Below are 20,808 nucleotides of genomic sequence, written 5' to 3'. Positions count from 1 at the left end.
TATCGCCCCGCGGGATAGGCTTGGGCGGCCGAGCCAGTGAGGGAGACCGAAGATGAACGTGGACGACGGCACGACCGTGCGCCTGCCCTCGTTCCGCGGCCGCCGCAACCTCCGCGAGGAGATCACCGAGACCCTCCGGGGAGCGGTGATCGCGGGAGAGATGAAACCCGGGGTCGTCTACTCCGCGCCCAGTCTGGCCGAGCAGTTCGGGGTCTCCCCCACCCCGGTGCGCGAGGCCCTGCTCGACCTCGCCAAGGAGGGACTGGTCGAGGTCGTCCGCAACAAGGGCTTCCGGGTCACCGCCCTGTCCCCGGCCGAACTCGACGAGATCAACGAGCTCAGGGCGCTCATCGAGGTGCCCACCATCCGCCGGATCACCGAACGGGGCGTCCCCGCCGCGGTCATCGCCGAACTGCGCCCGCTGGCCGCGGGGATCGAGAAGGCCGCCGAGGAGCGGGACTTCATCGCACACGTCACCATCGATATGCAGTTCCACCTCACCCTGCTGGAGCTGGCCGGAAACGCCCGGCTGCTGGAGACGGTACGGGCGCTGCGCACCAGCTCCCGGCTCTACGGGCTGAAGACGCTCACCGAGGGCGACGCACTGTTCGACTCCTCCCATGAGCACGCGGAGTTGCTGGACCTGATCGAGGCCGGTGACGCGGACGGCGCGGAGACGCTCATGCGCCGCCACATCGGCCATGTGCGGGGGATCTGGAGCGAGAAGAACCCTCCTGACGACACCCCCGGCCGGAGCTGAGGCGGCGTCGGTCGCGGTGACCCGCCCCGGCCGGGAGCGGTACCGGGTGTACGCCCCGGCCGGGGCGGGTCACCGGACGGCGGCCGGTCAGTCCGTGTCGCGGGGGTCGAACGACGTGGTGTCCACCAGCAGCCGGCCGGGGAAGGCCGATGCCACCGCGTCCCACCGCACGAACTTGTAGCCGGTACTCTCCCGGTCCCCGTCCGCCGGTGTGGCCTCACCGTCCTGGGACACCCACATCCCCTGGGGGAAGCGGTCCCCGAGGGGCACGTTCACCACGGTGGAGCCGTCCGAGTGCTGCACACCGTCGGTGGCCCGGCTGTCGGTCACGGTGAACGAGCCCACCCACGCGTTGTCCCCGTCCCGGCGGTAGACGGCGAAGGTGCTGTCACCCTGGCTGGAGGCGAGGACGTATCCCCCGCCGTCCTTCGCGTGGTAGACGGTGACCCCTTCGGCGTCGGCGGCGAGGTGGCGACCGCCGTAGCCGGGGTCGGCGGAGGTGTCGATCACGCACTCCTCCTCCTCGGTGTCATACGTCCACGGCACCCCGTACTCGCGCACCTTGTCCATGAGCGCGGGCTTGCCGAACTCCTCGTCGTCCAGGTCCACCCGCCACAGGCCGATGTCCTCCTGGGCCGCGTAGAGGATGTGTTCCTCCTGGTCGACCGCCATGCCCTCGACCTGTGCGTGCTCCCCGGGATCCGCGCACGGGGTCCACTTCTTGTGGTCGGGGAGGGTGAACGTCCCCGGGAGGCCGACGCTGTCCTCGCTCTTGTAGCCGACCTTGCCGTCGTCGTCCGTCAGCTTCAGCAGCGCCATCCGGGTCTCGGCGCGCTGGGACACCACCGCGTAGGCGTCCCCGTCGTGGCTGTAGGCGGCCAGCCCGTAGGCGGTGTGCTGTTCGTCCACCTCCGCCTCGCTCCCGGCGAAGACCGGTGCGACCTCATCGGAGGTGACATCGCGCAGCGGTGCCTTCCCGTCGGCGAGGGCCGCGCCGTCGATGGCATAGGCCCGGATCCGGTCCCGGCCACGGTCGCTGACGAGGGCCAGGTCGGTCTTCTCGCCGTTGAGTTCGAAGCCGTACACGATGTCCACGTTGTTGAAGCGGCCGGGTGCCGCGTCGTCACCTGGCGCCGGTGGCGCGGCGATGTGCTGGATCCGGGCGCCGTCGAGTCCGTAGATGTCCAGCCCGCCCTGCTTGAGGGTACCGATGACGAGGCTGCGGCCGGGCTGGTCGGGGTCGACCCATACGGCGGGATCGTCGGCGTTGGCCTTGCCACCGGCGGCGTCGTCGTGGACGGCCGGGGTCTCCACGGTGGCGGCCACCTCCGGCGGCCGGGGGTCCCCGGCCGCCGCCGCGGTCGACGCGCAGGCGAGGACGACGAACGTGGCGAGGACGGTGGTCCGTCGTGAGCGGGGGGCGGTGCGGTGAGCGGTTCTGCGGATGGCAGATCTCACGGCTCTCCTCGGATGTGTTGCCGGATCACGGACAAAACACCGGGAGCGTAGGGGGGTTGGGTGAACATCTCCACAACCATGGGCAACGGGAGTCCCGTGGGCACCGTGAACGTGGGCGCCGCCTTACGCCAGGGGACGTGCGGCCGGGGTCACCGTGCGGCCGCGCCGGGGCCGGGCCTGGTGCCCCAGGCTGTGATCATCCCGGCCGACAGCGCGGCGCAGTGGGGCGAGTCGAGATAGCCGATGGCCGCGTCGACCCCGGCGTCGTCCACGTGGCCGGTGGCCACCATCGCCTCCCTCGCCCGGTTCCAGGTCTCCGCCCAGAAGCGGCTGATGGGGCTGCCGGGGACCAGGGGCGGCACATGGATCTCGGCGGCGACGGAGGTGAGCCCCACGCTGCGCAGCAGTCGGGGGTATTCGGCCACCCAGGAGACATCGGTGCCGATGGTGTCGCGCAACCCCTGCCACATGGCGGCCATGGCCCTGGTGTACGGCGTCGGGGGCGTGGTCGCGGTGGTCAGGTCGATGGCATCGCCGAGCACCAACACCCCGCCGGGTGCGAGCAGTTGTGCGAGCTTGCCGATCAGTCGGCGCCACGCGGGCAGATGCATCAGCACGAAGCGGGCGTGGACCAGGTGGAAGCGGCCCGGGTCGAACTCCGGCGCGGTGATGTCCGCCTCCATGACCTCGAGCCCGGGGGCGGGGTGGGCGGTCAGGAAACGCGGGTCGCGGTCGACGGCGAGCACGGAGTCGACACCGGCCTCGGTCAGCAGCCATCTGGCGACGGTGCCGGTCCCCGCGCCCGCGTCGAGACAGCGCCATCCGGGCCCGGCGCCCAGGTGCCGCAGGCGGGCCCGGGTCACGCTGTCGTAGGTGAGCGCGCCGAGATCGATCCGGTCGTCCTCGCCGGTCCGCTCGGGCGGGAACACCTCCTGGCCGTAGTAGCCCGTCATGGCGGGCCCGGGGTGCCGCGCACCGGGCCGGGGGTCTGCGCACATGGGTCGGTCACCGCCTCCGGGTGGCGCCCCGCCGGCCGCGAACGGCCGCCGCGAGCGGCTGGCCCCCTCCCCTCCATTGTGGCCGAGCCGCCGCAGCCCTTCCTGTCGTGGCGGACGACTCGCGACGGGCGGCGCGCGCCGGAGGGCTCGTGGCCGACGGCCCGGTCCCCCTACGCTGGTCCCCGTGCACCTCTGCTTCGTCCGTACCGGCAACGCCTGCCGGTCACCGTCCGCCACGCCGGCCGCCGTATGACCGCCCGCGCGGGAGCCGGGGAGAGCGGGGGCCCGGGTGCGGCGGCCGGGCGGTTCACCGGCCGCCGGGTGACCGCTGAGCGTCCGCTGTCGGGCGCGCTCACCGAAGTCGTGCTGGGCGACGGACAGGTGGTCATGGTCAAGCGCGCCGACGGCCCCGGCGCGGTACGGGCCGAGGCGGCGGGGCTGCGCTGGCTGGCCGGCGCCGGTACGGTCCGCGTTCCGGCGGTGTACGGCCACGACGGGCGCTGGCTGGTCACCGAACGGGTGCCGACCGGCCCGCCGGACACCGGAGCGGCCGCGCGGTTCGGCCGCGAGCTGGCCGCCCTGCACACCTCCGGTGCGTCCGCGTTCGGCGCACCGCCGCCCGACGGCCCCGAGGACGCGTACATCGGGCTGGCCCCGATGCGCAATGTGCCGGGCACGGACTGGCCGCGCTGGTACGCCGAGCGGCGGGTGCTGCCGTATCTGCGCCGCGCGGTCGACGACGGCACGGTACGCCCCGCCGAGGCCGAGGTGGTCGAACGCGTCTGTGCGCGGCTGCCGGAGCTGGCGGGCCCGGCCGAGCCGCCCGCCCGGCTGCACGGCGACCTGTGGAGCGGCAATGTGCTGTGGGGTGCCGACGGACGGGTCTGGCTGATCGACCCGGCCGCGCACGGCGGACACCGGGAGACCGATCTGGCGATGCTCGACCTGTTCGGCTGCCCGTATCTGGACCGGGTGCTGGAGGGCTACCAGGAGGCGGCACCGCTCGCCGACGGCTGGCGGGAGCGCGTCGGACTGCACCAGCTCTTCCCGCTGCTGGTGCACACGGTGCTGTTCGGCCGCGGCTATGCCGAGCGGGCGCTCGCGGTGGCCGGGGCGGCCGTGGCGCGGTGAGACCGCGGGCTCGCCACGCCGGGTGGGTGCCCGTTCACCGGCGCCCGTTCAGTGGCTGTCCCAGACGTCCGGCCGGGCGCCGTCGACGTCGGTGAACCCGTACTCCCGGGCGAGCTGAGCGGAGCTGACCGACTGCTGGTTCCACCGGGCCCGTTCGGGGTCCGCCGCCAGCGCGGTGACGGCCCGGCCGACGTAGCGCGGCGACTCGGAGGACGCGAAGCCCTCGGGGGCGGTCGGCAGTCCCCCGCCCCGCTCGGGGGCGAGCGCATCGCGCCAGTTCTCCTCCGCCACACCGTAGTTGTCGAGCATCATCTCCGACCGCAGCCAGCCGGGCGTCAGGGCGACCGCGGTGGCCCCGTAGGGCGCGAGTTCATGGCCCTGGGAGAACGCCAGCCGGTTCACCGAGGTCTTGACCAGGTCGTAGAAGACCGAGATGCGGTACCGCCCGGCGTTGTACGCGGCGGTGCCGTCGGTCACCTCGACCAGCAGACCGCCCGGCTTCCCGATCAGCAGCGGCAGCAGATGGTGCGAGGTGATCAGGTGTGTTTCGAGGCCGAGCCGGAGGATGCGCAGTCCGTCGTCGAGACGGTGGTTCCAGATCGGGGTGTTCCAGTCGGCGGGGCCGCCCTTGAGCCGTTCGGCACCCCAGATGTTGTTCACCAGCACATCGATGGCGCCGTGTTCGCGGCGCACGCGCTCGGCCAGCCGACGGACCTGCCCGGGGTCGAGGTGGTCGGTCCGGACGGCGACCCCGGTGCCGCCGAGCCGGGTCACGAGTGCGGCGGTCCCCTCGATGGTCTCGGGGCGGTCGTAGTCCGATCCGCCGCTGCCCGTCACACTGGTGCGGCCGGTACAGACGACGGTCGCACCGGCCTCGCCGAGCGCGGCGGCGATACCGCGTCCGGCGCCACGGGTCGCTCCCGCGACGACGGCGACCCGTCCGCGCAGCGCGCCGGACCCGCCGTGTGTCCCGTGGACCGCCTGTGCCGTATGCCCGTCGTCCGCGAGGTGCCCGTCGTGATCGAGTGATCGGCTCACCCGACGAGTGTGGCACGGCGAGGCGTCCCCGGAACGGAGGGCGGGGGCCGGGAGGGGCGCCGGTGACGGCACCGGTGAGAACCGTCACAGGTCCTCCACGGCCCGGATACACCGCAGGTCGGCGCCGGGTTCCCCTGTACTATGAGACGGCAAGCAACGAACCACTCTGCCTGATGCAGAGCTGGCGCGACCGCTCGGCGGCCGCGGTCCTTCTGCCCCCTTTCGGCGCGGACCCGGTATCTACCCCGGTCCTGCGCGAGAGGACAGCTCTCGGCGCACTCCGCGATGACGCTCGGGTGCGCTACCAGGCGGCAGAAAGGGCCTGGCCGTGGCAACCGCGGTCTCCACCACCCCTCCTGTCCGGCGTCCCGAGCCCGCCGAGCGGCCCGAGCCGCCCGCCCGCCCCGGATACGGACAACTGCTGCGCACACCCGGCGCGTGGACGTTCCTGCTGCCGGGCTTCGCCGCCCGGCAGCCGTTCGCGATGCTCACCATCAGCATCGTGCTGCTGCTGCGCCACACCACCGGTTCCTACGGTGTGGCCGGTGCGGTGGCGGCGGTCACCGGTGTCTCCATGGCGCTGTTCGCCCCGCAGGGCGGCAAGCTGGCCGACCGCTACGGACAGCGCGCGGTCCTGGTCCCCGGGGTGCTGATCCACGCCGCGTCCGCGGGACTGCTGACGGCGCTCGCGCTGGGACACGCACCGCTGTGGGCGCTGTTCGCCGCCGCGGTGCCGACGGGCGCCTCCGTACCGCAGGTCGGCCCCATGGTGCGGGCCCGCTGGGCGGCCACGCTGGGGGACGGCTCCGGGCCGGACGGGCGGCGCAGTCCGCTGCTGGCGACGGCGGCGGCGTTCGAGTCGGTGACGGACGAGCTGACATTCGTCATCGGACCCGTACTGGCGACCGCCCTGAGCACCGGGGTGCATCCGGCCTCCGGGCTGATCGCGGAGGCGGCGCTGACCCTGGCGGGCGGGCTGCTCTTCGCGGCCCAGCGGCGTACCGCGCCGCCGGTGAACGCGGCCGCGCGGGGCACCGGTGAGCGGCGTGCCTCCGCCCTGTCCGTACCGGGCGTACGGGTCCTGGCCGTGGCGTTCCTCGGCATCGGCTCGGTCTTCGGGGGAATGCAGGTGGCCCTGACGGCCTTCACCGAGGAGCTCGGCCAACCGGGTCTGAACGGTGTGCTGTACGGGACGTTCGCCGCGGGCAACATGCTCGCGGGCGTGGCCTGCGGGGCCATCGCGTGGCGTACCTCGCCGCAGCGACGGCTGCTGGTGTCCTACGCCGCGCTGGCGCTGGCCTGCTCGACCCTGTGGGCGGTGCACGCCCCGCTGGCGCTCGGCGGGCTCGGACTGCTGGTCGGACTGTGCATCGCCCCGGCGCTGATCACCGGATACACCCTGGTCGAGTCCCTGGTTCCGGCCACCTCGCGCACGGAGGCGTTCACCTGGCTGACCGGCTCGGTGGCGCTGGGGCAGGCCACCGCCGTGACGGTGGCCGGGCAGGTGGCGGACGGCTTCGGCGCGAGCATGGCCTTCACCGTGCCGCTGGGCGGTACCGCGCTGGCCCTGCTGACCGTGGTCGCGCTGCGCGGCCGGATCGCACCGCGTGCACGGCGTATCGCTCTGGACCGGGCGGGCGCTTCCCTGGCGTCCTGACCCTTCCTGGCTGGTCCTGACGCCGACCGGTGGCACGCGGAGAATAGCGCCGCACCGGTCGGCTCGGCCCTTCGCCGGGAACGGGGCACCCTCAGGGCGACATCAGCTGGAAGATCTCGCGGGGGCGTTCTTCACGCTCGTCGAAAACGACGTCGGCCCCCGCCTTCGCCGTCACCGCGGAAAGCGCCGAATCCAGCGCCGCCGCGGATTCGCAGCGCACCGTGGACACCACCGCGTCATCATTCACCCAGCACTCGGCCGACAGGCACCCCGGGGAATCCCGGAACACCTCGGCGACGCGGTGGACGCGGTCGATGAACTCTTCCCGGTGCGCGGCCCGCGGATAGTGGAATGCCACGAGACATGCTTTCACGCTGTTCTCCTCAGGCAGATATCAGCAGATGAAGCCGTGGTGGCAGCCACCGGCGGCCTTCTGGGGCCTCCGACGGCGCCATATATACGGTACCGTATAGCACATGGCGGCGCCCGGCGGGACCGCCGGATACCGGCACACGGACGGATACCAGGAACAGGGACGGGAAGAGCCATGGGCGCCGAAACCCGAACGCCTCGCGGGAAATGGATCGAGACCGGACTGCGGGCACTCGCCGACGGCGGTCCCGATGCCGTCCGTGTCGAAGCGCTCGCGAAATCCCTCGGGGTCACCAAGGGCGGCTTCTACGGTTACTTCGCCGACCGGAGCGCCCTGCTGGAGGAGATGCTCGACACCTGGGAGCGCGAAAGCGTCGACGATCTGCTCGCACGCGTCGAGCACGAGGGCGGTGACACCGAGGCCAGGATGCGGAAGGCCGGTGAGCTGGCCTCCGGCGGCCGGCTGCTGGCGATCGACCTCGCGGTCCGCGACTGGGCCCGGCGGGACCGGGCGGTCGCCGACCGGCTGCGCCGCGTCGACAACCGGCGGCTGGACTATCTGCGCTCCCTGTTCCGCGAGCGCTACGACGACGAGGACGAGGTCGAGGCGCGCTGCATGCTCTCCTTCTCGCTCGTGGTCGGTAATCACTTCCTGGCCGCCGATCACGGGGACCGCAGCCGTGAAGAGGTCTACGAACTCGCGGTCAAGCTGATCAGGAGCTGATCCGGCCCGGCGTCCCGGCCGGGATGCGATCCCGGTCCCCGGAAGGGGGTTGCGCCGGCCGGGAGACATCGGATTGGGTGAACACCGCCGGCCGGAGAGCGCACGTACACACGGCATCACCGGCGTTTTCCTTTTTCACAGGAGGGTGGGCCCGTGACGAGTCTTCTCCACGCCGACGAACAAGGCCGCGATGAATCGCGCGACCGGTCACTGCCTCCGCCACGTACCCCGGACCCGATGAAAGTCCCCAGTCTCGGCTGGGGTGTCATCGCACCCGGCGGTATTGCCTCCTCATTCACCGACGCACTGCAAAGCCACACGGCGCAGCGCATTGTCGCGGTCGCCTCGCGCGACCTCGGCCGGGCCCGTGCCTTCGCCTCCCGTTTCGGCATACCGCACGCCTACGGGAGTTATGACGACCTCCTCGGGGACAGCCGTGTCGAGGTGGTCTATGTGGCCTCGCCGCACTCCGAGCACCTCAGCCACGCGCTGAACGCCATCGAGGCGGGCAAGCACGTCCTGGTGGAGAAGGCGTTCACCCGCAACGCGGAGGAGGCGGCGCGACTGATCGCCGCGGCGCGGCAGCGGGGCGTCTTCCTCATGGAGGCGATGTGGACCCGCTTCCTGCCGCATATCGACGTCGTCCGGCAGGTGCTCGACTCCGGTGCCCTCGGTGAGATCCGGACGGTCGTGGCCGACCACGGGCAGTACATGGTGCCGGACGCGACCCACCGGCTGTACGCACCGGCGCTCGCCGGTGGCGCTCTGCTCGACCTGGGCGTCTACCCGGTGTCGTTCGCGTCCCTGGTGCTCGGCGAGTTCGCCACGGTGTCCGCCGTCGGCACCGCGGCCTTCACCGGCGTCGACGGCCAGGTGTCCATCGTCGCCACCAACGCCGCCGGGGCCCACGCCCTGCTGAACACCACCCTCTTCGCGCGCACCCCCACCACCGCGACCATCACGGGCACCCGGGCCCGCCTGGAACTCGACGGGGACTTCTACGCGCCCACCCCGGTCCGTCTGATCGGCCGGGACAACGAGGTGCTGGACGTGTACACCCCGCCCCGGCCGGACGGCGGACTGTGCTTCGAGGCCGCGGAGGTGGCGCGGTGTGTGGCGGAAGGGCGTACGGAATCCGCGCTGATGCCGCTGGACGAGACACTGCGCATCATGCGCACCCTCGACGAGATCCGCCGCACGGTGGGCAACCGGTTCCCCGGGGAGTGACAAGTGAACGGTCTCAAGGTCCTGTTCATCGGCGGTACCGGTGTCATCAGCTCGGCCTGCGCCCGGCGGGCCGCCGAGCTCGGCGCCGAGCTGTATCTGCTCAACCGCAACAGCAGCTCGCTCCGGGGTGTCCCCACCTGGGCGCACACCCTCACGGCCGACGCCCGCGACCCGGAGTCGGTACGCGCCGCCGTGCGCGGCCACGAGTTCGACGTCGTGGTGAACTTCCTGAACTTCACCACCGAGCATGTCCAGGCCGATATCGACCTGTTCGGCGGACGCACCGGCCAGTACGTGTTCATCAGCTCGGCGGCCACCTACCAGACGCCGCCCCACCGGTTGCCGATCGTCGAGTCCACCCCACTGCGCAACCCCTTCTCCGCGTACGCCCGCGACAAGATCGCGTGTGAGGACCTGCTCACCAGGGCCTACCGCGATCAGGGCTTCCCCGTCACGGTCGTCCGTCCGTCGCACACCTACGACCGCACCGCGGTCCCCTTCGACGGCGGCTGGACGGTGGTGGACCGGATGCGGCGCGGCCAGGAGGTCATGGTGCACGGCGACGGAACCTCACTGTGGACGCTCACCCATCACACCGACTTCGCCCGTGCGTTCACCGGGCTCCTGGGACACCGGGAGACCCTCGGCGACACCTTCCACATCACCGGGGACGAGGCGCTGACCTGGAATCAGATCTATCTGACCATGGCCGAGGCCGCGGGCGTCGAACCACGGCTGGTGCACATACCGTCCGACGCCATCGCCGCCGCCGACAGCCGCTGGGGTGAGGAACTGCTCGGCGACAAGACCCACTCGATGGTGTTCGACAACTCCAAGATCCGCACCATCGTGCCGGACTTCACCGCCCGGATCCCGTTCTCCCGGGGCGCGCGCGAGATCGTCGCCTGGTACGACGAGGATCCCGCCCGCCGGACGGTCGACGACCGCATCAACGCCCTGACCGACCAGCTCATCGAGGCGTACCGGCCACGGCCCCTGTAGGAGCCGGAAAGCGGGGCTCTAGCGGAAGGTGCGGTGGCCCGACCAGCCGGGGTCACCGGTCGTCGCGAACCGCACCCAGGCACCGTGCATCTCCGCGGCGAGCGCGGCCGGGACGTCCGGTCCCAGGAGGCCGTCGGCGGTACGGAGGGCGGGCAGTTCCGTGGTGTCGAACACGAAGGGGAGCTCCGCGGTGTGGCAGGCGCCGAGCGGGCCGCCACGCCAGTCGAAGTCGTAGGTGGACGCCCCGTCGTACCGGGCCACCAGACGGTTCCGGGCGTCGCGGAACATCGCGTCGATGGCCGCGGTGTGCTCCGGCCGCTGGTAGAGCCGGGACTCCTCGGTATTGGTCCCCACCAGCACATCGGCCGGCAGCGCCGGTCCGGGCTCGTCCATCACCACACCCAGCGGGGACAGCCGCGACCCCCTCCCCGGCACCCCGGCGAGCGCGGACACCAGCCGTTCGTCGGGGACGGCCGCGAACGCCCCGGCGGTCGGCGGCACCCCCAGCCGGTCGGCCAGCGCCCGGGTGGTCTCGGCCGCTTCCTCGCCGGTGAGCGTGTGCAGACCACCGCTCTGACTGATCGCGCGGTGGAACAGCCCGGCGGCCTCGGACGTCACCAGCAGCGCGCTGACGATCATCGCGCCGGCCGACTGCCCGAACACCGTGACGCGGCCGGGGTCCCCGCCGTACTCCGCGATATGGGTCCGCACCCAGCGCAGGGCCGCGATCACGTCGAGCAGGCCCCGGTTGCGCGGCGCGTCCGGCAGGTCGATCCAACCCGGTGCGCCGAGGCGGTAGTTGAGCGTCACCAGGACGACACCGTCACGGGCGAAGGACGTACCGTCGAACAGCGGTGCCTGGCCGGTGCCGGAGACGAAACCGCCGCCGTGCACGAACACCATCACCGGTGCCCCGCGGTCGGTGCGCGGTGTCTCGCGGCCGGTCCGTGGTGTCCAGACGTTCAGCGTCAGATAGTCCTCGCCACGCACCCAGCCCGGTCCGACGACGGGGCTCAGATCGAGTGCGAAGCTCCGGTCGGGCGCCGGGGCGGTCGGCCCCGGTCCGTCGGCGCCGGGAACCCCGTCCACGGGGACCGGGGCGGCGAACCGGGCGGCACCGGTGGGGGCCGCCGCGTACGGGATGTTGCGGAACACCCTCACCGCCACGCCGCCCACTCCTTGACCGCGAACCGCGAGCCCTCGCGCCGCACTTCGGCCCCGCCGGGACCGGGGAAGTGCGCCGGGAACAGCAGGGCGCCCCGGTCTGCGGCCTCCTCCAGCACCCTGCGCCGGGAGACACGGGCTCCCGCCTCGTCCTCGTCGAAGCACGGGCAGCAGTCCGGCTCGACGATCTGCAGGGGGCTGTGCAGCAGATCGCCCGCGAACACCGCACGGTCCGTACCGGAGCCGAGCCAGACGACGGCGGAACCGGGCGTGTGGCCGGGTGCGAGCTCGATCCGCAGCCCACCGCCGACGTCGTGGTGGTCACCCTCCCAGAGCACGGTCTGTCCGGCCTGGTGGACGGGAGTGACGCTGTCCTCGAAGACGTTCGCCATCCGGTCGCCGGAGCGGGTCCGGTGGCCGTTCGCCGGGTTCCAGTAGTCGAAGTCGGCGCGTGAGATCACGTACTCGGCGTTGGGGAAGGTGGGCTGCCAGGCGCCGTCCACCCGGTGGGTGTTCCAGCCGACGTGGTCGCCGTGCACATGGGTGCAGATCACCGTGTCGACGTCCTCGGGACGGACCCCCGCAGCGGCCAGATTGCCGAGGTAGTCGGTGTTCAGATGGTGGAAGACCGGCATGGCGGGGCGCTCCCTGCCGTTGCCGATACCGGTGTCGATCAGGATCGTCCTGCCCTCGCTGCGGATCAGCCAGGACTGGATCATCGTGCGGATCTCGTCGGCGCCGGGGTCGAGGAACTCCGGTGCCAGCCAGTGCTCATGGGCGCGCCAGTGCTCGATGCCCACGTCGGGGAAGATGAAATCGCGTGCGAGGCCCTTGGTGGGCAGCTCGACCACACGGGTGATCTCCACGTTTCCCAGGGTGATGGTGTCCATGCCCCCAGCCTGCGACAGCACCGGTGGCCAAGGCATCAGTCATCCGACTGCACCTGTGGGACGCAGTCGGACGGCGTGCGGCGGGGCGCGGGTTAGAGTCGAACGGTGACCATGGTCGGGCGGGAGAGCGAAAGCGCGGCCGTGCTCGGGTTGACCAGCGGTGTTCTGATCCTGACGGGCGAACCGGGCGCGGGCAAGAGCACACTGCTGCACCTCGCGGCGGACCGGCACCGGGGCCGGGTGCTGCGGATGACGGGCAGCGAGAGCGAGGTGGACCTGCCGTTCGCGGGGCTGCACCAGCTGCTGCGACCGGTGCTGGACGAGACGGCCTCACTGCCCGCGCGACAGCGGTCCGCGCTGCTGGGCGCGATGGGGCTGATGGACGCGGCCCCGGACGGCACGGCCCCTGGCCCGGGCGGCCCGACGCTGGACCCGGAGGGCACCGGCACCGGACGCGCCGTGGCCGGGGAATCCGCGAGGTCAGGACCGCCCGGCCGACTGCTGCTCGGTGTGGCGCTCCTCGCCCTGCTCTCCGAACTCGCCCGCCGCTCCCCCCTCCTCGTGGTCGTCGACGATATGCAGTGGGTCGACACCGGCACACTGGAGACACTGGCCTTCGCCGCCCGCCGCATCCACGACGAACCCCTCACGGTGCTCGCCGGGACCAGGAGCCCCACGGGCGCCGGCACGGCCGCGGGGGCCGCGGCCACGGCGCCGTTCGCCGGGTTCCCCACACTTCCGCTGGCTCCGCTGGACACCGCCGCCGCGGGCCTCCTGCTGGACCGGCAGCCGCATCCGCCCGCCGGCGGCCGCCGGTTGCGCATCCTCGACCAGGCCGCGGGCAATCCCCTGGCCCTGGTCGAACTGGCCCGTGCGTACGGCGCCTGCGGTACGGAAACCGCCGACGAGGAGCTGCTGCCGCCCACCGACCGGCTGCTGCGGCTCTTCGCGGCCGACCTCGACACGCTCCCCGAGGCCACCCGGCGGGCACTCCTCCTGGTCGCGGCGGACGACCGGGCCGTACCGGGCCGGATCGAGGATCTGGCCCCGGCCGAGGCCGCCGGGCTGTTGAAGATCACCGGCGATGCGGGTGGCGGCCGACGGGCCCGCTTCCGCCATCCACTGATCCGGTCCGCCGTCTACCACTCGGTACCGCTGGCCGACCGGCGCGCGGCGCACCGCAGGCTCGCCGCGTCGCTCACCGCGGAACCCGACCGCCGTGCCTGGCATCTGGCCGCCGCCGCGGAGGAGCCGGACGAGGAGATCGCCGCCGCGCTCGAGGGGGCCGCGACCCGGGCCCTGGAGCGGGGTGGCCACACCGCGGCCGCCACCGCGCTGGAACGCGCCGCCGGGCTGAGCCCCGGCGCGTACGACCGGGCCCGCCGTCTGGTGGGCGCGGCCGGTGCGGCGGCCTCCACCGGGCAGCCGGGCTGGGTGCGTCAGCTCGCCGCGGGCGCGGCGGCGCTCACCGACGATCCGGCCCTGGTGGCGGAGGCGTCGCTGCGGGTCGGGCAGGTGCTCACGCTGACCGCCGAGCACGACGGCGCGCTGTCCTCGCTGCTGCGGGCGGCGGAAGCCCCGGAGTTGCGCCGGATCGCGGTGGCCACGGCGTCCGTGGCCGGTTTCTACTCCGGCCACGAGGAACACCGGCTCGCGGTGCGGGCACGGGCCGGCGGCGACCCGTGGACGCTCACGGTGACCGACCCCACCGAGCGCAGGGCCGAGCGGGTGGCCGCGCTCCCGGAACTCATGGAACGGGCGGGCGGGGACCCGGCCGTGCTCACCTCGCTCGGTGCCATGGCCTGGCTGCTGGACGAGACCGCCCTCGCGGTACGGATCTTCGACGACGCGCTCCACCGCTGGCGGTTGCGCGGCGCGCTGCCCACCGGGCTGGGCTGTTCGGCCGGATGGGCCTATCTGGACCACGGACTCTGGGCGCAGGCCCGGCTCGCCGCCGCGAACAGCACGTCCGCCGGGGCCGGGCTGTCGCACCTGGACGCCGCCGTACGGTCGCTGGACTCCGCCGTCCTGGCCCTCACCGGGCAGACCGCCGATGCCCGCGACGGTGCCGGGGCGGCACTGTCCCTGATCGATCCGCACCGCAGCCGCGCGGTCGCGGTACGCGCGCGCTGGGCCCTGGGTATGGCGGCGGTGGCCGACGGCGACCAGATGACCGCGTACGAACACTTCCGGCTGCTGTTCACGGCCGATGGCGACCCCGTCCACTACGCCGGCTCCCTCCCCGTGATCGCCGAACTGGCGGCCGCGGCCGTACGCACCGGCAACGGCGCCGAGGCCGCCGCCATCGTGGAACGCACCGCCGGACGGCTCGCGGACGATCCGTCACCGCGGCTGCGCATCCTCCTCCACCGCGCCCGTGCGCTGCTCGAACCGGACCGGGCCGAGCCGCACTTCGACGCGGCCCTGAGTGACCCCGCCGGGGTCCAGTGGCCTTTCGAACACGCGCAGATCCTCCTGGACCACGCCGAGTGGCTGCGCCGCCGCCACCGCGTCACCGAGGCCCGCACCGGGCTGAACACAGCGCTGGAGACGTTCCGCCGCCTCGGCGCCCGTCCCTGGATCGACCGGGCCAACGCCGAACTGCGCGCCGCCGGGGTCGACTCCACCCCCACCGCACCGGACGCGCTCACCTCACTGACCCCGCAGCAGCAGCACATCATCCGGCTGGCCGCGCAGGGGCTGAGCAACCGGGAGATCGGCGAGCGCCTCTTCCTCTCCCCGCGCACGGTCGGCTCCCACCTCTACCGGAGCTTCCCCAAGCTGGGGGTGACCGCCCGTTCCCAGCTGCGGGACCTGGTCGAGGCATCGTCCGCCGGGGTCGGCTGCGGGGTGTAGCGGGCCACCCGCTCCCCTGGTGACGAGCGTCACACCAGGTCGGACGTCGAACCCGCGTCATGGTTCCGCCGGGACCGGCTCTCCCCTCCATGAGGCACCCCGGCCCTTCGGGTGGGCCCGTATCGCTTCGGGAGGGCTCCGGCTCATGAACGGTCACAACGGTCGTATGGACCAGCGGATGGCGCTGTTACTGCTGGCGGGCGGCGTCACCGTGTACATCGCCTTCGAGCACCCCTCGTTCGGGACCGCACTCCTGGTCGGCGTGGGCGTGGTCACCCTGCTGCACCTTGTCCTCGACGGCCGCTGAGGGTGCCCATCCGTCAGGCGGACGGTGCGGTGCGTGTCCACTGCTGGTTGGTGGAGGCCGCGCACTCCCACATCTGCAACGGTGTCCCCGGGTCGCTGTATCCGTTGAACGCGTCGACACAGGTTCCGTGCTGGCGGATGGTGCCGTCGCCCTCGAGCCGCCACTGCTGGCGGTCCCCGCCGCCGCACCCGGCGAGGACGACCGGTGCCCCCAGGGCGCCTTCGTCCCCCGTCGCCGTCACACAGGTGTCCCCGTACACCCGCAGCTCCCCCGCCTCCGTGTAGGTGAACTTCTGACCGCTCGAACCCGCGCAGGGCGCGAGGCGCAGCGGCATGCCCTCCTGGTGCGGCACATCGACACAGAGCCCCGACCTGACCCCGACGTACGCGTACGCGGCGACGCGGGGCGCACTGCTGTGGGTGGGTGTGGGGGACTTCGACGCCGTGGGTGCGGACCGCCGGTGCGGCGCCTTCTTGGCCCGTGTGGCCGACGGGCTCGGCGATTTCGACGGCCGGTGGCTGCTGGGCGAGGTGGTGGCCGCAGGAGCCGTGTCCCGCGGGAGGCTGGGCACCGATGTGGCGGCGCGGGTCGGCGAGGAGGAGGTGTTACGTGTCTCCTCGTCCGGATAGAGGAGGACGGCGACGGTGGTGGTGGCGGCGACCAGGACCACGGCCACGACGCGCACCCGGCCGGCACGGCGGTGTTCCCGGTCTCCGGGACCCGCCGTCCGACCGCGTCGGGGTCGCCCCGGGGTGCCGGAGGGCCGTATTCGCTCCTGGTCGAACGCGGCCACCGCGTCGGGGTCGGGCTGGGACGGAGCCGACGGCAGGAAGACGGGTGACCCGGGAGCCGGTGCGGTACCGGATTCGAACACCGACCTCCCCTCGCATCCGGCGCCGCCGGAGCATGACGGGTCATCGCAGAATCGACACATCGTCATGGGTGGTGCCTCTTCTCGGTCTTGCGGTGTTGCCGGATTTCGAGTGGCCTTTGTACCAGGTCAACCCCGCCGCGCCCAGTGCCGGTCCATGGATCGCCCTACGCGGCCCGGCGCGGGTGGCCGCGGGAGCCCCGTCCCGGCGACTCGTCGTGGGAGGATTCGGGAGCGGATGGTGCACATGGGCTGTTTCCGTGACGGGAGGACGAAGGGTTCATGCGTGATCGGACGATCGACGACTTCCTGACCCGACTCGCCGCCCGGGTACCGGCACCCGGTGGCGGAGCCGTCGCCGCGCTGCACGCGGCGCAGGCCGCCGCGCTGGTCGGGAGGGTGGCCCGCCACAGCATGGGTGAGCAGTACGCCGAACACCGGGACACCGTCGCCTGGGTGGCCACCGAGGCGGACCGGTTGCGCGAGGACGCACTGCGGCTGGCGGAGACCGACACCGCGGCCTTCGCGGCGGTGGCCGAGGCCCACGAACTGCCCCAGGACACCGATGAGGCACGGGCCGCGCGAGCGGTGGGGACCGCCCGGGCGCTGGCGGCCGCGGCCACACCACCGGCCGAGGTGATCGGGGTGGCGCAGGTGGTGGTGGAACTGGCGGAGGAACTGCTGCCGCTGGCCAACCGCACCGTCATCGGCGATGTGGCCGCCGCGGCGGAGGCCGCGCGGGCCGCGGCCACCACCGCCAGGGTCAGGGTCGAGATCAACCTCGGCGGTGTGCGGGACGAGATCGTCTACGGAGAGCTGACCGCGGCGGCGGCGCGGGTCCCCACCCTGGTGGCCCGTGCGGAACGGCTGACCGCCGCGGTACGCGAGCAGATCGCCGCGTGACGTCCGTCGGCTACATCTCGGAGGGCCATGGACACCGACGGCGCCCCGGGAGCCCGTCAGGGCGTGCTGAACGGCACCGTCAGCCAGGGGCTGTCGGGGTCGGTGGCCAGCTCCCGGTGCGCGTCGAGGACGGTGGTGTACCAGGATCCGAAGTGCTCCTCGTCGAAGTGGAGGCACCGCCCGAGGATGTAACCGGCGGAGAACTCCTCCCACGAGCGATAGACGGTACGGGCCCGTGCGGACGCGCGCTCCAGCGCGGTGTGCGCCTCGGTCTCGGTGGCGTACCGCGCGCCCAGACCCCAGCGGGCCATCTTGGACGCGCGGCCGATGTCCCAGGCGGCGGCCGAGCGGACGATCCCGTCCGGCGGCAGCAGACCGTCCGCGCGGAAGCGGGCCTCGTAGCGCAGGATCGCGCCCACCAGCTCCCTCGCCTCCGCCACCAGGCGCCTGAAGCGGGCGTCGTCGGTGGGGGTGCCGGTCCGCCGGGCGCGGGCACGCAGTGACGCCTCCACAGAGTCCCGCCAGTGGTCGGTCGAGCCGTTCGCGCCCCGGAGGTGCATGGTGCGCGCCTCCAGGACGTGGTTCCAGAAGGAGGAGCTCAACTCCCGCTCCAGGAGCTCTTCCTGGACGCGCAGCCAGTCCTCCCGGTTGTGCACGCTCCAGTCCCGGGAGATCCGCTCGACCTCGCCCCGGTAGCCCATACCGTGCCAGTGCGCGGTGTTCCAGGCGTCCCCGTTGCGGAAGCACAGGTGGGCACCGCAGGCCAGCCCGTGCAGCAGCGGGCCGGGGCCGGGGACCCTGGTGCGCCGGGTGATGACCCGGTCCATCAGGTCGTCCGGCGCGAAGAGCTCGGTGTGCAGGTCGAGCCAGACGTCCCGTTCATCGGCGTCCGTCAGGAAGTACTGTTCGCACGGGGTGGCCGCGTTGACCACGAGGACGTCCACATGGCCGGGGACGATATGGGCCAGCATGCCGAGCGTGGCGTACTCGTAGACGAGGTACGGATGCGGCCGGGGCAGCACGCCGGCGGTGTACGCCTGCGCCACCACCCGGCCGTCGGAGGTGTCGACGGTCATCATCGGATGCTCGTCCTCGGCGGCCTCGCGGGCATGGTCGAGCCGGACCGGGTAGTACACCCCCTCGGTGGCGAGCGTGCGCAGATAGGCGTACCCGTTGTCCTGCCGGCTCAGCTTGTACAGGTGCTGTTCCAGATCGGTGGGTGCCTGCCAGCGGGCGGAGTCCTCCGGGGAGGGTATGGACGGGAAGAACTCGTCGTGGAGTTCGTCCTCGTTCACCACGTGCATGGGGTTCCTTTCCTCCGGTCCCGCCCCGAACCGGCTCCTGCAAGATCGGTTCGTAGCGTAACGGGGAGCCGGGCCCCGGCCCGCGCACGGGGCGCACGGCCGTCGTGGGCACGGGACACCATGCGAAATACGCCACTCGGAAGTCGCTGCGGGACCTTCGGGAACCGTACGGCGCGGACCGGCGTCGTGGTGGACGAGGCCGCTCCAGGCGCGTTCGGCCCGCGGTTGCCGCCCTCGAGGAAGCCGTGGTCAGAGGGCATGTTGTGGCAATCACAGAAGGGCCCATGGGTCCTCATGTGGGACGATGTCCGACAGGTGTTCTCGCGCCTGTGGCGACGGAGTGATACGGGGGAAAGACATGTCGTTGCGCGATTTGGTGCGCGATGAGGCGATTGCCTCGATGTCTCGTTCGGAACGGTTGACAGCGGTGCGTTCGATCCGGCTGTACTTCCAACGACCGGACGAGCCGGGCTTTTTGGTCTCCGAGACGCAGGAGGGTCCGGTCGTACCGGTCTTCACGTCCCTGGAGCGGCTCGCGCTGTTCGCGGGCGTCTGCGCATGGGCTTCGACGACGCTCGAGGACGTACTGGAGCTGCTCCCCGAGGGAGTCCGTGCCCTGGTCGACCCGCTGGGCCCGAAGACGATGGTGTTGGACGCACGGTCCCTGGACGACGTGGCCGGCCTGGACAACGAGGGCGGCATGGGCGACGGCACCGCCGCGCGACAGACATCGGAGGACGGCCGATGACCGACCACGACAAGGGAGGCGGAGCGGCCGGGGACGGCCCGGCGCCGGGCGATGGTTACCGCGTGGAGATCGCTTCGGTACGCAAGGTGCTGACTCCGCTGGAGGAGTCGGTCCTCGCCGCGGCGAAGATCAAGAAGGACTGGAAGAGCTTGGCGGAGACCATCGCCAACGACGCTGAGTTCGACATCTACTCCTCCTCGGAGAAGATGCTCCATTCCTGGGGCTTCGGCATGGGCCGGGTGGCCGACCAGGCCAAGGTCGTGGTGCAGACACTGCAACAGGTGCTCGCCGCCTACATGCTGGCCGACCTGCTGCGCATCAAGGACTTCGCTCCGACCGAGGACAACATCGCCAAACTCCCCTTCGGCAAGCACGGGATGGAGGCATGGAAGGACGGCTACCGCCCGAAGTTCGATCCGCCACCGGAGATCTACCAGGAGCCCTGGATGGACGACGACGGAACCACGGTCACCGGAGACGTCCCCGGCCCGGGGCGGTACCGCGTCGACGGTGACAATCCCGGCTGGGTGACCGAAGGCGGAGGAAAGGCGCCCATCGCGTGACGCAGAAGGACGCCATGGAGGGTGGGGCGGCCGAGCGTATACCCGCTCATGCGCAGCCGTCGGATGTGATTCCTGGTTCGCCGAAGTCGATTGAGGCTCTGGCGGTCACGCTGCGGGCTTATGCGGGGGCGTTCAAGGATGGGGAGGACCAGCTCAGCGATCTGTCGTTGATGAACTGGACGGGTGCGGCGAATGAGGGTTTCAAGACCGCTACCGAGAAACTGCCGCAGCATCTGGAGGCGGCGCAGAAGTACTTCGCCTCGGCTGCCGGTGCGCTGGATGCTTATGCGGACAAGCTGCGGTCGGTGCAGAAGAAGGTCAAGCCGGTCATCGAGGACGCGGATGAGGCCCGCGCTGTCTCCAAGCGTTACTGGGAGCGGGTGACGAAGTACAACGAGGCCGTCGACCGCAAGGACGAGACGCTGCCGGAGCGGCCGCCGGAGGAGGATCCGGGGCTGAGTGCGCTCAACGCGTGCTACAAGCGGCTGGACAAGCTGGAGGAAGAACTCCGGCTCATTGTCACCGCGTCGAAGAAGAAACTCGACGCCGCCGCGAAGGATGCCCCCGACACTCCCCCGGCCAAGTCGGCTTGGGAATCGTTCAAGTCGGGTGCGGGGAGGTTCTTCGGGGGTGCGGGGGAGACCGTCTACGGCTGGTACGAGGGCATCGAGGACCTGGTCGAAGGCGGTCCCGGGGGCGCCATGCTCCAGCTGGCGGGCATGGCCGACGGCGCCGCCTACGCCGTGGACCATCCCAAGGAGTTCGCCAAGGCCGCCCTGAACTGGGAGGAGTGGCAGCGCGATCCCGCCCGCGCCGCCGGGCAGCTCACCCCCGA

Annotated in this window: 20 protein-coding genes; 12 read left to right on the top strand and 8 right to left on the bottom strand. The window is 72.1% G+C overall.

Features of this window, described 5'->3' with window-relative positions:
- The first annotated feature begins 52 nt into the window (after positions 1 to 52).
- Positions 53 to 760, top strand: a complete 708-nt coding sequence (locus AC07FT_RS06925; protein ID WP_471200704.1) for a GntR family transcriptional regulator — start codon at positions 53 to 55, stop codon at positions 758 to 760.
- A gap of 87 nt (positions 761 to 847) precedes the next feature.
- Here the strand turns inward: AC07FT_RS06925 and AC07FT_RS06920 are convergent, their stop codons facing one another.
- Positions 848 to 2,218, bottom strand: coding sequence for a phytase (locus AC07FT_RS06920; RefSeq protein WP_479174575.1), 1,371 nt, complete (start codon positions 2,216 to 2,218; stop codon positions 848 to 850).
- Positions 2,219 to 2,367: 149 nt separating this feature from the next.
- The gene (locus AC07FT_RS06915; RefSeq protein WP_479174573.1) at positions 2,368 to 3,216 is read right to left on the bottom strand and encodes a class I SAM-dependent methyltransferase; all 849 of its coding nucleotides are present in this window, start codon (positions 3,214 to 3,216) and stop codon (positions 2,368 to 2,370) included.
- Positions 3,217 to 3,465: 249 nt separating this feature from the next.
- Between AC07FT_RS06915 and AC07FT_RS06910 the strand changes: the two genes are divergently transcribed.
- The gene (locus tag AC07FT_RS06910) at positions 3,466 to 4,347 is read left to right on the top strand and encodes a fructosamine kinase family protein (RefSeq protein ID WP_471200713.1); all 882 of its coding nucleotides are present in this window, start codon (positions 3,466 to 3,468) and stop codon (positions 4,345 to 4,347) included.
- Between the two features lie 48 nt (positions 4,348 to 4,395).
- On the opposite strand, the gene AC07FT_RS06905 is transcribed toward AC07FT_RS06910, so the two are convergent.
- A complete protein-coding gene (locus AC07FT_RS06905) occupies positions 4,396 to 5,295 on the bottom strand; it encodes an SDR family oxidoreductase (RefSeq protein ID WP_479175186.1) in 900 nt (299 codons plus the stop codon).
- A 508-nt stretch (positions 5,296 to 5,803) separates the two neighbouring features.
- Here AC07FT_RS06905 and AC07FT_RS06900 point away from each other — a divergent pair.
- The gene (locus AC07FT_RS06900; protein WP_479175184.1) at positions 5,804 to 7,042 is read left to right on the top strand and encodes an MFS transporter; all 1,239 of its coding nucleotides are present in this window, start codon (positions 5,804 to 5,806) and stop codon (positions 7,040 to 7,042) included.
- Between the two features lie 91 nt (positions 7,043 to 7,133).
- Here the strand turns inward: AC07FT_RS06900 and AC07FT_RS06895 are convergent, their stop codons facing one another.
- Positions 7,134 to 7,415 (bottom strand): antibiotic biosynthesis monooxygenase, encoded by a 282-nt coding sequence (locus AC07FT_RS06895; protein WP_479174571.1) that lies wholly within the window; start codon positions 7,413 to 7,415, stop codon positions 7,134 to 7,136.
- A 174-nt stretch (positions 7,416 to 7,589) separates the two neighbouring features.
- Between AC07FT_RS06895 and AC07FT_RS06890 the strand changes: the two genes are divergently transcribed.
- The 3 genes from AC07FT_RS06890 to AC07FT_RS06880 all read left to right on the top strand — a co-directional run bounded on the left by AC07FT_RS06890 (position 7,590) and on the right by AC07FT_RS06880 (position 10,367).
- Positions 7,590 to 8,138: a TetR/AcrR family transcriptional regulator gene (locus AC07FT_RS06890; protein ID WP_479174569.1), complete on the top strand. Its 549-nt coding sequence runs from the start codon at positions 7,590 to 7,592 to the stop codon at positions 8,136 to 8,138.
- Between the two features lie 237 nt (positions 8,139 to 8,375).
- On the top strand, positions 8,376 to 9,365 hold the full coding sequence (locus AC07FT_RS06885) for a Gfo/Idh/MocA family protein (RefSeq protein ID WP_479174567.1): 990 nt from the start codon (positions 8,376 to 8,378) through the stop codon (positions 9,363 to 9,365).
- A gap of 3 nt (positions 9,366 to 9,368) precedes the next feature.
- Positions 9,369 to 10,367, top strand: a complete 999-nt coding sequence (locus AC07FT_RS06880) for an NAD-dependent epimerase/dehydratase family protein (RefSeq protein ID WP_479174565.1) — start codon at positions 9,369 to 9,371, stop codon at positions 10,365 to 10,367.
- 18 nt (positions 10,368 to 10,385) lie between these two features.
- Here AC07FT_RS06880 and AC07FT_RS06875 read toward each other — a convergent pair whose 3' ends face one another.
- Together AC07FT_RS06875 and AC07FT_RS06870 are read right to left on the bottom strand one after the other, a co-directional pair.
- Entirely contained in the window at positions 10,386 to 11,534 is a 1,149-nt protein-coding gene (locus tag AC07FT_RS06875; RefSeq protein WP_479174563.1) for a carboxylesterase/lipase family protein, read from the bottom strand.
- Complete coding sequence (locus tag AC07FT_RS06870) at positions 11,525 to 12,421, bottom strand: MBL fold metallo-hydrolase (protein ID WP_479174561.1); 897 nt, start codon at positions 12,419 to 12,421, stop codon at positions 11,525 to 11,527. Before AC07FT_RS06870 ends, AC07FT_RS06875 begins: the two co-directional genes overlap by 10 nt.
- Positions 12,422 to 12,532: 111 nt before the next feature.
- On the opposite strand from AC07FT_RS06870, the gene AC07FT_RS06865 reads away from it, so the two are divergent.
- The gene (locus tag AC07FT_RS06865) at positions 12,533 to 15,277 is read left to right on the top strand and encodes a helix-turn-helix transcriptional regulator (protein ID WP_479175183.1); all 2,745 of its coding nucleotides are present in this window, start codon (positions 12,533 to 12,535) and stop codon (positions 15,275 to 15,277) included.
- 145 nt (positions 15,278 to 15,422) lie between these two features.
- Positions 15,423 to 15,584, top strand: a complete 162-nt coding sequence (locus AC07FT_RS06860) for a hypothetical protein (RefSeq protein ID WP_479174559.1) — start codon at positions 15,423 to 15,425, stop codon at positions 15,582 to 15,584.
- A 13-nt stretch (positions 15,585 to 15,597) separates the two neighbouring features.
- Here the strand turns inward: AC07FT_RS06860 and AC07FT_RS06855 are convergent, their stop codons facing one another.
- A complete protein-coding gene (locus AC07FT_RS06855) occupies positions 15,598 to 16,458 on the bottom strand; it encodes an RICIN domain-containing protein (RefSeq protein WP_479174557.1) in 861 nt (286 codons plus the stop codon).
- A 279-nt stretch (positions 16,459 to 16,737) separates the two neighbouring features.
- On the opposite strand from AC07FT_RS06855, the gene AC07FT_RS06850 reads away from it, so the two are divergent.
- Positions 16,738 to 17,358 carry a cyclodeaminase/cyclohydrolase family protein gene (locus tag AC07FT_RS06850; RefSeq protein ID WP_479174556.1) on the top strand — a complete coding sequence of 207 codons (621 nt, stop codon included), beginning with the start codon at positions 16,738 to 16,740 and terminating at the stop codon, positions 17,356 to 17,358.
- Between the two features lie 56 nt (positions 17,359 to 17,414).
- Here AC07FT_RS06850 and AC07FT_RS06845 read toward each other — a convergent pair whose 3' ends face one another.
- On the bottom strand, positions 17,415 to 18,662 hold the full coding sequence (locus AC07FT_RS06845; RefSeq protein WP_479174554.1) for a DUF1266 domain-containing protein: 1,248 nt from the start codon (positions 18,660 to 18,662) through the stop codon (positions 17,415 to 17,417).
- A gap of 400 nt (positions 18,663 to 19,062) precedes the next feature.
- On the opposite strand from AC07FT_RS06845, the gene AC07FT_RS06840 reads away from it, so the two are divergent.
- The 3 genes from AC07FT_RS06840 to AC07FT_RS06830 form a co-directional block, all read left to right on the top strand.
- Positions 19,063 to 19,410, top strand: a complete 348-nt coding sequence (locus tag AC07FT_RS06840; RefSeq protein WP_479174552.1) for an SseB family protein — start codon at positions 19,063 to 19,065, stop codon at positions 19,408 to 19,410.
- Complete coding sequence (locus AC07FT_RS06835) at positions 19,407 to 19,973, top strand: hypothetical protein (protein ID WP_479174550.1); 567 nt, start codon at positions 19,407 to 19,409, stop codon at positions 19,971 to 19,973. Before AC07FT_RS06840 ends, AC07FT_RS06835 begins: the two co-directional genes overlap by 4 nt.
- Positions 19,970 to 20,808 (top strand): putative T7SS-secreted protein (locus tag AC07FT_RS06830; RefSeq protein WP_479174548.1); only part of this gene is annotated, 839 nt, incomplete at its 3' end. The genes AC07FT_RS06835 and AC07FT_RS06830, both read left to right, overlap by 4 nt.

This window comes from Streptomyces sp. NPDC045899, assembly GCF_056431485.1.
The sequence above is the reverse complement of the archived record's forward strand: the minus strand, read 5'-3'. Positions and strand labels throughout refer to the sequence as shown.